At 44.1% G+C, this 11,671-nt stretch carries 8 protein-coding genes; 2 read left to right on the top strand and 6 right to left on the bottom strand.

Annotated features, from left to right (window positions below; all coding sequences use genetic code 11):
- Nucleotides 1-136: 136 nt before the first annotated feature.
- From ACN6MY_RS06265 to ACN6MY_RS06240, 6 genes are all read right to left on the bottom strand, one after another.
- Nucleotides 137-1,249, bottom strand: a complete 1,113-nt coding sequence (locus tag ACN6MY_RS06265; protein ID WP_419883211.1) for an aminopeptidase — start codon at nt 1,247-1,249, stop codon at nt 137-139.
- Between the two features lie 15 nt (nt 1,250-1,264).
- Entirely contained in the window at nt 1,265-1,735 is a 471-nt protein-coding gene (bcp, locus tag ACN6MY_RS06260) for a thioredoxin-dependent thiol peroxidase (RefSeq protein ID WP_419883210.1), read from the bottom strand.
- 65 nt (nt 1,736-1,800) lie between these two features.
- Complete coding sequence (locus ACN6MY_RS06255) at nt 1,801-2,217, bottom strand: ion channel (RefSeq protein ID WP_419883209.1); 417 nt, start codon at nt 2,215-2,217, stop codon at nt 1,801-1,803.
- A gap of 227 nt (nt 2,218-2,444) precedes the next feature.
- Nucleotides 2,445-3,230, bottom strand: a complete 786-nt coding sequence (locus ACN6MY_RS06250) for an ABC transporter permease (RefSeq protein ID WP_419883208.1) — start codon at nt 3,228-3,230, stop codon at nt 2,445-2,447.
- A gap of 5 nt (nt 3,231-3,235) precedes the next feature.
- On the bottom strand, nt 3,236-4,027 hold the full coding sequence (locus tag ACN6MY_RS06245) for an ABC transporter permease (protein ID WP_419883207.1): 792 nt from the start codon (nt 4,025-4,027) through the stop codon (nt 3,236-3,238).
- Nucleotides 4,028-4,083: 56 nt separating this feature from the next.
- The gene (locus ACN6MY_RS06240) at nt 4,084-5,091 is read right to left on the bottom strand and encodes an ABC transporter ATP-binding protein (RefSeq protein WP_419883206.1); all 1,008 of its coding nucleotides are present in this window, start codon (nt 5,089-5,091) and stop codon (nt 4,084-4,086) included.
- Nucleotides 5,092-5,343: 252 nt separating this feature from the next.
- On the opposite strand from ACN6MY_RS06240, the gene ACN6MY_RS06235 reads away from it, so the two are divergent.
- Both ACN6MY_RS06235 and ACN6MY_RS06230 read left to right on the top strand, forming a co-directional pair.
- Nucleotides 5,344-6,651 carry a glutamate-1-semialdehyde 2,1-aminomutase gene (locus tag ACN6MY_RS06235; protein ID WP_419883205.1) on the top strand — a complete coding sequence of 436 codons (1,308 nt, stop codon included), beginning with the start codon at nt 5,344-5,346 and terminating at the stop codon, nt 6,649-6,651.
- 384 nt (nt 6,652-7,035) lie between these two features.
- On the top strand, nt 7,036-11,511 hold the full coding sequence (locus ACN6MY_RS06230) for a glutamate synthase-related protein (protein WP_419883204.1): 4,476 nt from the start codon (nt 7,036-7,038) through the stop codon (nt 11,509-11,511).
- Nucleotides 11,512-11,671: the final 160 nt, after the last annotated feature.

Genomic DNA, 11,671 nt, shown 5'->3' with positions numbered 1-11,671 from the left:
CTTCTCCGGCCATAAAAAAACGCGGATACTAGATCCGCGAAACAATCTTTGAGGAGGTATTCCCATGATTTATACTATTCTAAAACAGCTTATTGGAGTTGGACAGTAGCCCTTGTCTAATAAAATAGGCTTTACATTACCCCTTCAAGTTTTCAGGATTCAGCCCTGCAAGCTGCGGCAGGACAAACATGCCGTCTTTCCTGACTAAGACATCATCGAAATATATTTCTCCCCCGCCATATTCTGAACGCTGGATGAGGACCATATCCCAATGAATCGATGACCGGTTGCCATTGTCAGCTTCTTCATAGGCCTCTCCGGGAGTAAAATGCAGACTTCCGCATATTTTTTCATCAAATAATATATCGCCTATCGGTTCGGTAATCAGCGGGTTGACTCCAAGTGCAAACTCTCCGATAAAGCGTGAACCGCTGTCTGTATCGAGGATTTCATTGAATTTTTCCAGTTGATCCGCTTTGCTGTCAGTAATTTTACCTTCTTTAAATGTTAAAGAAACTCCCCTGAAAACCGATCCCTGATATGGACATGGAGTATTGAAAGTAATGGTTCCATTGACACTTTCCTTAACAGGAGCTGTGAAGACTTCACCATCCGGTACATTATTGGAGCCTGCACAGATTACTGCAGGAATGTCTTTGATGGAAAAAGATAAATCTGTTCCAGGCGAGACAATGCGGACCTTATCTGTTGCTTCCATTAATTCTTTAAGCGGCTGCATGGCTTGTTCCATTTTGTCATAATCAACCGTGCAGACGTCAAGCAGATAGTCTTCAAACCGTCCCAAGCTCATGCCCGCTTTTTGGGCAAGGCCGATTGTAGGATAGTTCAGTAATACCCATTTCCGGTTGTTCACATAAAAAAACGTAGAAGGTTTCATGGCTTCTCCGCGAATCCGGTGCTTTTCTGCAGGCACTTCAGAAAATTCGGCATCATTTTCTTCACCATACACAATGATGACAGCATCTGTGTCTTCATATTTCTTCATCATCCATGAAGAAAATGTATCAAGCTGTTCCTTTTCATACCCCATTAATAAATGCCGGCTGATTTCATCATCCATTAAATCAACATACGGATAACCGCCCATTTTGTAGGTTTCATCAATCAGTTCTTTTAGCAAAGGCTTGCTGTTAACATGACCGCGGATAAGCACTTTTTGTTTTTTCTGCAATTTAATTGAATGCTTCAGCAGCATTTTCGCCAGCCTGTTTAATCTCTCATCCCTCATGCCATTGCCCCCAAATTATATCTCTGTTTTCCTAAGATACTCTAATGCTTCTTCTGTATGTCCCTTTACTTTCACTTTTCTCCACTCTTTTATTAAAATCCCTTGTTGATCAATTAAAAAAGTAGAGCGTTCTATGCCCATATATTCTTTGCCGAAGTTTTTCTTCAGCTTCCATACATCATACGCTTCCGCTGCTTCATGATTTTCATCTGCCAGCAGCAGGAAAGGCAGGCCGTGCTTTTCAATAAATTTCATATGACGGTCAACCGGATCCGGGCTAATTCCCAGAATGACTGCATCCAGCTCCTTGAATTGTTCATGCTGATCACGAAAATCACACGCTTCCGTGGTACAGCCGGGTGTCATATCCTTAGGGTAGAAATACAAAATGATATATTTGCCTGCAAAATCTGATAAAGAAATAACTTCTCCATTACTCGCATTCAATTTGAAATCTGGAGCTTTTTCACCGATTTTCATTGTCAATGCACTCCCTCCATTTCTTGCCTTTGGAGTAAGCGTACCCAATTTTCTCCCCAATTACAAATTTCTCACTTTCTCCTGTTATTCTGCTCAAAATCAATAACTGTCCGGATTACGAATGCAGCCGGCAGAGTGTATCCGATAAAGGCCTGAACGGCTGCGATAGAACGGCCAATCCCAATTGGCGCTACATCGCCGTAGCCAACGGAAAACATCGTCATTGCACTGAAATAAAAGGAGGTTTCCAAATGCCTGATATAATCCCCCTCTACCCTGAAGCCGTTGTCCAAAATAACTGCATGATTATCAAGTTCAAACAATAAATAAATAAGTGCAAATCCTATTAATATGGTTCCGTAAAGGTTGGTCACCCAAATCAGGCTTTCTATGGAAAATCTTTTCTCACTGCTGCCTTCTATAAATAAAGTGCGGAGGCTCATAAACATGCATGCCAGGATGGCTGCAATCAACAGGTAAAAGGTCATGGATCCTCCTCACCTCCTAAAAACATTAGATATTCTATTACTACTCCCTGTCCTGAGTTTATATGTAAACAAATCAATTTCTCTTTTATACAGACAGTACAGAAGGTAAGGAGGATCGGCTATTATAAAAGCGTTTCTTATCATTGAAACGAAAAGCTTCCTATTTCCTGCTGAAGGCTGAGATAGAAAAAACAGCCGCTTTCCCGATTGGAAAAGCGGCCGTTTTTTTAATTTCCTGCACCTCGATATTTCTTCACACCCTGGTTCCATAGCAGAACAGAAAGAGTGAAGAAAGCAATGCCGATTACAGGAGTGGCAAATGAGAACATGTACCATTCTTTTTTGCCCAGAAAATAGGCGGCCGGATAGACGCCTACAAAGGCAAAGGGCAAAACCCATGTCAGTACAAACCGGATGGCTTTATTGTAAATATCGACTGGGTAACGGCCGTAGTTTCCGATATTGTACATCATCGGCATAATCGATGTTTTGGCGTCTGACCAGAAGCCTATGCTTGCAAGGGCAATGAAGATAGCTGCATAAGCAAGGGCTCCCCCGATGGAAAACAGGATAAACAGCACGGGGTCATACCAGTGAATTTCAAGGTGCAGTGATGAGCCTGCATAAAAAATAACAATAAGGCCTGTTATCAGCCCGAATAGCGATTCCAGTTCCATCCTTTCCAGAATGACCTGAAAAAGGCTGTGAATCGGCCTTGTCAGAATTCTGTCCATCTCTCCTTTGACTATATAGCGGTCATTAAAATCCCATATATTAAAGAATGACGAAAATAGAGCAAACGGGATAAGGAAGAAGCCATAAATAAAAATGATTTCATCACGGTTCCAGCCGCTTAACAGCTGTGTATGGCCGAATACAACGAAGATGAAGACCAAATTGACTGCCTGATTCAGCAGATCAGAAAAAATTTCAACAAATAAATCAGCCCTGTACTGAAGCCTTGTTTTCATATACTGGCTTACATATTGAAAAAACATATTTACATAAAACACTTGCTTTAGCCTCCCTGAATGATGAGCTGTTTTTTAGCGGTAACCCAGAGAAGCTGGATTGGCACCATTAATATCAGCACCCAGATTAATTGCTGCAGCATCGCCTGCAGGATTTCCCCGGTACTGAAGCCATTTGTGAAGATCATGCTCGGGATATAGCTAATGCCCTGAAAAGGAAGGTATTTCATGATGTCCTGTGCCCACATCGGATAAAAGCTGATAGGAAGAAGCAAGCCTGAAAATAAATCAATGATCACCCTTTTTGCCCTGATCAGCCCAGCGTTATTGTAAAAGAAAAATGTCGTGATTCCTGTAAGCAGATTGATTTGTGTATTGATAATAAAGCTAAGAATAAGAGATAAAACAAAATATCCCCAAACTGCAGCATCATGCGGAAGTTTGACCGGAAAAATCAAAGCTACTACTATCATGCCAGGTATCGAGAAGAAGAAGAAACGGAAAAGCCCCTCACCGAGCCCCTGCATCGTTTTCATGCCAAGATAATTGTATGGCCTTATCAGTTCAATGGCCACTTTTCCCTCTTTAATTTCCTGGGATATCTCCCTGTCGATATTATTGAAATAAAAAGCGCGTGCCATCCAGGCAATGGCCACATATGTAGTCATTTGTGTGCTAGTCATTCCCTGCATCGATCCTTTTCCGCCATAAATGGCATTCCAAAGGAAATAGTAAGCCCCGATGTTGATGCTGTAAATTAAAATCCCCGTGTAATAATCAGATCTATAAGCCAGCATCATTAAAAATCTGATGCGTATCATTTCTGTGTACTTTCCCACCGTACTGCTCCTTTCCCGCCTTTTCCTGCTTGTTATTTGTTATGAATGACGAGAAATCATACGATGCCTTTATCATAAATATTCCGGACGATTTCTTCTATCGATGTTTCATGAATCTTGATGTCCTTAATTTTATAATGAGCAATGACTGCCGCAATCAACTGTGAAATATGATCATTTTCTTCTTTAATAAATGCAATATATGTTTGATCTTTTTCGTCATATTCCCAGGAAGCATCAAAAGGAAGCGGCAATGACTGCAGCTCATTAAGCGAAACTTGCTCCATGAATTGAAAATGTATTTCCTTGCCTTCAGCCCAATTGTTTTTCAGGCTGTTTAAAGCGCCATCATAAATGATCTGACCTTCATCAAGCATGATTACCCTATCGCATAGTGCTTCAATATCTGCCAGATCATGGGTGGTCAGTAAAATGGTCGTATTGTACTTTTGGTTGATTTCCTTCAAAAACTCACGGATCTTGAGCTTTACAAGTACGTCAAGCCCGATTGTCGGCTCGTCAAGGAACAAAAGCGGCGGATTATGGATCAGTGCAGCCGCTAGCTCACACCTCATCCGCTGGCCGAGCGATAGCTTACGGACAGGTTTGTCAAGCAAGGGTTCCAGGTCAAGCGTCTTAATGATGTGTCCCATATGCTCTTCGTATTGCTGATCTGACACTTTGTAAACCTTTTTCAATAGGCGGAAGGATTCCTGCACAGCGATATCCCACCAAAGCTGTGAGCGCTGGCCGAATACGACTCCAATTGTTGGCGTGAAACTTTCTCTTTCTTTATGAGGGTTCATTCCATTCACACGAATATGCCCTGAGGTTGGGGTTAGGATGCCTGTCAGCATTTTGATTGTCGTCGACTTTCCTGCCCCATTCTCCCCGATATAAGCCACCATTTCCCCCTGTTTTACATTGAAATTAATATCGTTCACAGCAGGAACAACTTTATAATTTCTAGTAAGCAGGTCACGAAAGGCCCCCTTTAACCCCGAACGGCTGGAATACGCCTTAAACTCTTTCCTAAGATGCTCTACTTCAATTGCAAAACTCATAACATCATTTCCTCCAATAGTCATCTTGCCCTAATGAAATAGTTTATCCAAACCAGCCCGCCAAAACAACAAAAATGCCCAAACAATGGGGTCAGACCCCATTTCCCGACCCTGCCCCCCGCAGCAGGATGTGTGATACAAAGGCTTTCCTCTACCTGGTGATGGGGGTCAGACCCCATTTCCCAGACCACAATTCCGGGTGGTTTTGTGCTAGAATAGATTGTTGTAGTTTGGTTTAGAGGAGGATATGTGATGAAGTTTACGAATTCAGAGAGTTTACATAGGGAAGCGCAGGAGCATATTGTCGGGGGTGTGAATAGCCCTTCCCGTTCTTATAAGGCTGTTGGAGGCGGTTCTCCCGTTGTTATGGAACGGGGACAGGGTGCTTATTTTTGGGATGTTGACGGCAATAAGTATATTGATTATTTAGCCGCATATGGCCCGATCATTACCGGCCATGCTCACCCCCATATAACGGAAGCCATCAAGAAGGCTGCAGAATCAGGGGTTTTGTTCGGTACACCAACTCCCCATGAAGTGAAATTTGCAAAGATGCTGAAAGAAGCCATGCCATACATGGACAAAGTCCGTTTCGTCAATTCCGGAACAGAAGCAGTCATGACAACGATTCGTGTAGCACGGGCATACACAGGAAGAGATAAAATCATTAAGTTCGCAGGCTGCTATCATGGCCACTCCGATCTTGTGCTTGTAGCAGCGGGGTCTGGCCCTTCTACTCTCGGCACGCCAGATTCAGCAGGCGTCCCGAAAAGCATCGCACAAGAGGTTATTACTGTTCCATTCAATGATATTGAACCATTTAAAGAAGCCCTGGAAAAATGGGGAGATCAAATTGCCGGTGTGCTTGTCGAACCGATTGTAGGAAATTTCGGCATTGTCGAACCTAATCCGGGTTTCTTGGAAGCTGTCCTGGAACATAGCCACAATGCAGGCGCACTTGTTATCTTTGACGAAGTCATTACAGCTTTCCGCTTTATGTACGGCGGAGCCCAGGATCTTCTTGGCGTGCAGCCTGATTTAACTGCTCTAGGCAAAATCATAGGCGGCGGCCTTCCGATTGGCGCTTACGGCGGAAAAAAAGAAATCATGGAGACAGTCGCTCCCCTTGGACCTGCATATCAGGCTGGTACAATGGCTGGAAACCCTGCATCGATGCTTTCAGGAATCGCCTGCTTAGAGGTACTGAAGCAGGAAGGCCTTTATGAGAAGCTTGACCATCTTGGCGCCATACTCGAAAAAGGGATTCTCGCAGCAGCTGAACGCTATCAGGTCCCGATTACCATCAATCGCCTGAAAGGTGCGCTTACAATTTTCTTCACTAAAGAAAAAGTGGAAAATTATGTACAAGCAGAAAACACGGACGGCGAAATGTTTGCCAAGTTCTTTAAACTGATGCTTCATCAGGGCATCAACCTTGCTCCATCAAAGTATGAAGCCTGGTTTTTAACAACCGAGCATACCGAAGAAGATATCGCTTATACTTTAAAAGCTGTTGAACATGCATTTAAAACACTTGGTTCTTCTTTAGAAAACGAATAATTATTCATAAATCATACAACCCTGCAAAGGTTTAGGCTTTGCAGGGTTTTTTTACTGCTACAAAAGAAAGCGGTTACATTTATGATGAACAGTTTATTTTCCTTCCTTCTTATAAAAAAACCATATCCACTGCCCTGTATAAAAAATTGATTTATCATCCCTAATTTAGTATCATTATAATAATATTCAGAAAATTAATTACTTTCCTTTTATAGGGGCTCTGTTAATGCCCCGGAACTGAAATCGCACCGCAGTGACTGAAGCAGAAATAGCTGGCAGAGCTAACAGAGCCACTCTAAAAATTCCCCTTACTTATTAGAGCATCATTATATAAAACCAGGAGGTGAAGGCAAAATAAGGCTCCCCCTTATAGACGCCGAACTTATGAATCAAAAGCAATGGAATCCAGGGTTATTCAAAGAGTTTTACCGCGAGGAGCATGATGCCTGCGGAATTGTAGCAAGCATTGAGAAAAAAAGAATACCTGCAAGGGAAAATATTTTCACCTGCATAGATGCTTTAGTAAAAATGAATCACCGTGCCGGCTTTATTAATGGCGAAGGAGATGGAGTTGGCATCCATATCGATATCCCAAGAGCCCTTTGGAAAAAAAAGCTTGAATCAGCAAATGTTGACGGCGGACTTGCTGATAACACAAGCTTTGCAGTCGGGCATCTTTTCCTGAGCACAAAGGGCGATATTTCCGCCTTAAAGGACGAGGTAAAGGAAAAGCTTAGCGCTGCCGGTTTGTCACTTGTATTTGAAACAGATAAAGCCTGCAATCCATCTGCTCTCGGACCGATTGCCATCCAGGAAAATCCGGTGTTCTGGCAATTCGCATGCCTTTCTTCTTTTACAGAACAAACGGAGATTACACAGTCTCTATTTGAAATTACACACGATATAGAAAAAAATGATTTTATACATGTAGCTTCCCTGAGCCAATATCATGCTATATACAAGGTGATGGGTGCAGGGGATATTCTCCCAAACTATTATCCTGACCTTGCTGATCCGCTGGCAGCCTCCACAATGACACTTGGGCACAACCGTTTTTCAACAAATACTTTATCAAGCTTTTTCAGGGTTCAGCCATTCAGCATTCTAGGCCATAACGGAGAAATCAATACCATTGCCAAGCTGCGTGAAGAAGCACAAATGATTGGCGTCCCGCTCTTGAAGGAGGGCAGTGATTCCCAGGATCTTAACAGGACCATTGAAACGCTGATCTGCAGGCATGGCTTTTCACTATTCGAAGCAATCGATATGCTCTTCCCCCCTATCATTAATGAAATAAAGGCCTATCCCGAGCATTTGCAAAACTTATATACCTATCTGCGGGAGGCTTGGGGACACTTTGCACAAGGGCCTGCAGGGATCATCTCCAGGTTTGGGGATGAAGCTGTTTTTTCCGTTGACTCATTAGGCTTGCGGCCTTTATGGAATTTGGAAACAGAAACTTCTTATCTATTTTCATCTGAACCTGGCATTATATCTTCTTCAGAATATACCGGAGATCCGAAGCCCATCGGACCTGGAGAAAAAATCGGCCTTAAATGGGAGGGAGATTCAATTGTACTCTTGGATTATACCTCCTATCAGACTGAAGTCTATGAACGCTTTTCCAATCGGCTCATTCTTTCCAGTGACAGTATCCGCCTCAAGCCCCCGGTGTTTGAAAAGCTGGCTCCCGGCACTCACTCTGCTGGTATCCAAAATGGGCAATATAAGGCATTTGGCTGGGAAAGAGATCATGTGCAGCTGGTTGAGCAAATGGCGGAAAAAGGGGCAGAGCCTATCCGTTCATTAGGCCACGACGCACCATTGGCAGCTCTCAATCCCCAGAGGAAAAATATAGCTGATTTTATAAAAGAAAGCGTAGCCGTTGTTACAAACCCAGCCATTGACCGGGACAGGGAAACCGAGCATTTTTCTACACGCACGATTATCGGGAAACGTCCAGCTTTATTCAAGGCTGAAAAAGCAGAAAAAGTAATGGAGCTTCTGACACCTATTTTTATAGAAGGAAAAAGCGGAATTGATTGTTCAGATATCCTGGCTCAGCCAAGCTATAACCAATTCATCAAATACCATCAGGAACAAAAATCCAGCTGCAGCATTTCCGCTGTTTTTATGAGGGATGAATCCATACCGTCCGCATTATCCCGAATAGCCGATGAAGCAGTCTCTGCTGTTAAAGATGGAAAAACACTGATCATATTGGATGACGCAGATGCCCATCATGATGATTATCTGTGGCTTGATCCCCATCTGGCGGTCTCTGCTGTTGACCAGGCCCTATTGAGTTCAGGCCAAAGAAGAAATTGCTCATTATTGGTCAGGTCTGCAGCAATCCGTTCCCTGCATGATATTATTACCGCATACGGACTTGGTGCCGATGCAATCAGCCCTTATTACATGTTCTTGACACTGCCTGCAGAAACAGCCGGACCTGCCGTTAATTTGTACAATGCCCTGACAAAAGGGCTTGAGAAAGTGATTTCCACTATAGGAATACATGAGCTGCGGGGATATGGCCGCCTATTTTCAAGCATAGGGCTGAATGATGAAGTCGGGCAGCATTTAAACATTGTGAACTTCTTCGGTTCTTCTGAACTGCAATACAATTTTGACAGCATGAAAGAAGACGCTCTTCAAAGGGCTCAAGATTATCATAGCACTGAAGGACGAATAGGAAAAACCTTCCATTTGTTCCCCCGGATCTGGAAATCGATTGGAGATGTTGCGTCTACCGGAGATTATGAAGCGTACCGGGAAAAAATATCTGAACAGGAAGAAGCGAATCCAACAGCAATCAGGCATTTAACCTCCCTGATTCCAGGTGAAGAACCTCTTTCCCCTGAAGAAGTCAGCATATCTATCGGTGAGCATAGCCTGCCGTTTGTCATTGCCTCCATGTCATTTGGATCGCAAAACGAAATTGCCTTCAGGGCCTACGCTGAAGCTGCCGACCGTTTGAATATGATCAGCATGAATGGCGAAGGCGGGGAAATCAAAGATATGCTCGGCAAATATCCCAAATCCCGTGGCCAGCAGATTGCTTCCGGCCGTTTCGGGGTGAATGCTGAGCTGCTTAATTCATCCAACCTGCTGGAAATTAAAATCGGCCAGGGCGCCAAACCAGGTGAAGGCGGCCATCTTCCCGGCTCTAAGGTAACAGCCAAGATTGCTCAGGCACGCAATGCAACCATTGGCTCCGATCTTATATCACCATCAAATAATCATGATATTTATTCAATCGAAGACCTTGCACAAATGATACACGAGCTTAAAACGGCGAATGATAAAGCAAAAGTGGCGGTAAAGGTTCCAGTCGTCCCTAATATCGGGACAATAGCGGTCGGGATAGCCAAATCCGGCGCAGATATCATTACGCTTTCCGGTTTTGACGGAGGAACCGGCGCAGCCCGTATCCATGCCCTTCAGCATGTAGGGCTTCCTGTTGAAATTGGCGTCAAGGCCGCCCATAATGCCCTTTTGGAAGCAGGAATCAGGCAGAATGTAGAAATCTGGGCCGACGGAGGCTTAAAAAGCTCGCTGGATGTATTGAAAGTCATGCTCCTTGGAGCGAATCGGGTTGGATTTGGCACCCTTTCGATGATCGCCGTCGGATGCACTACCTGCAGAGGCTGCCATTTAGATACATGCCATGTTGGGATTGCCACCCAGATAGAATCTGAAGCAGAAGCAAAAGAACATGGGCTGCGCCGTTTTGTGCCCCGTAAATTTGACTTGGCTGTTCAGGGGCTGACCAATATGTTTACTGCTTTTGGGAACGAACTTAAAGCACTTACTGCTTCTCTTGGTGCAAGAAGCCTGCAGGATATCGTCGGCAGATCTGATCTGCTTCAGCAGGTCAAGGGGAAGGAACTTCTTGATTTAACATATTTGTTGAAAACCCTCGAAATCAGCCAGTTTCCCAGCCTGGAGACAGCAGCCTGCCTAAATGAAGGTGCACTGCAAGCTGCTGTAGGAGCAGAATATCTGGACTCAGCGGTAGATGACCTCAATGAATCCAGAACATATGACAGAATCACCTCCGACCAGCGCGTGCTCGGAAGCAGGGTTTCCTGCCATCGTGTCAGGGGAAGATTGGATGGATCTTATAAATCACTCCCTTCTGTACAGCTCATTTACAAAAATGGTTCCATACCAGGAAATGGACTTGGCGCTTATAACACAGAGGGAATTGAGATACAGGTCAGCGGAGGAGCACAGGATGGCATCGGCAAGACTGCCATCGGCGGGAACATATGGATTTTCAAATCCCGCGGCAAGGATGGAAATTTCTATAATGGTTCTGTTGGAAAAGGCTTCGGATATGGGGCACAGCACGGGCTTCTTGTTGCACAGGGAGATGCAGATGCCAGAGCAGGAATCAGGCTTTCTGGAGCAGATATGATCATTGGCGGGCAGTTAAAGCAGCCAATTGGAAAAGTAGAAAGCGGAAATATCGCAGTACATGCCAATATAAAAGGCTTTGCCTTTGAGTACATGACAAATGGCAGGGGCTTGGTTCTTGGAGATCCAGGACCATGGATTTGTGCAGGCATGACAGGAGGCGTCGTTTATTTAAGGCTGCAGCCGAAGTCCGGCTTTACGAAGGAAGCAGCCGAAAGAAGGATTGCAAAGGGTGCGAACGTCACGATAGAAACACTCTCCACAAAAGGAATCCAGGACATTTCCGAGCTTTTGGGGGCGTATACAGCCATGCTTAAAGAACAGGAACAGGAAGAAGAAGCATTATCCCTTTCTCCCCTTCTGTCTAATCCGGCTGAGCATTTTATTATGGTTGTCCCAGTCAAACAGCAAGCCGATCCCTCTGTTTCAACAGAATGATGTAATTGCACAGCAATGTTGTATTTGCAAAGAAGCCGGCACTGCATCCAGTGCCGGCTTTCGTATCCTTCAAAACCGTTTTGACCGTAAACCTTCTTATTTATTATAGTTTTTATAAACAATTGTAAAATCTGGCTATTTCCCCTTGAAACTTATCGGT

This window comes from Peribacillus sp. B-H-3 (genome assembly GCF_048572925.1).
Taxonomy (GTDB): domain Bacteria; phylum Bacillota; class Bacilli; order Bacillales; family DSM-1321; genus Peribacillus.
This window is presented reverse-complemented; position numbering and strand designations above follow the sequence as displayed.

Excerpts from the sequence above, each read along its gene's own strand:
- ACN6MY_RS06265 (WP_419883211.1), bottom strand. The coding sequence starts at position 1,249 with ATGAGGGATGAGAGATTAAACAGGCTGGCGAAAATGCTGCTGAAGCAT.
- ACN6MY_RS06255 (WP_419883209.1), bottom strand. The coding sequence starts at position 2,217 with ATGACCTTTTACCTGTTGATTGCAGCCATCCTGGCATGCATGTTTATG.
- ACN6MY_RS06240 (WP_419883206.1), bottom strand. The coding sequence starts at position 5,091 with ATGAGTTTTGCAATTGAAGTAGAGCATCTTAGGAAAGAGTTTAAGGCG.
- ACN6MY_RS06235 (WP_419883205.1), top strand. The coding sequence starts at position 5,344 with ATGAAGTTTACGAATTCAGAGAGTTTACATAGGGAAGCGCAGGAGCAT.
- ACN6MY_RS06230 (WP_419883204.1), top strand. The coding sequence starts at position 7,036 with ATGAATCAAAAGCAATGGAATCCAGGGTTATTCAAAGAGTTTTACCGC.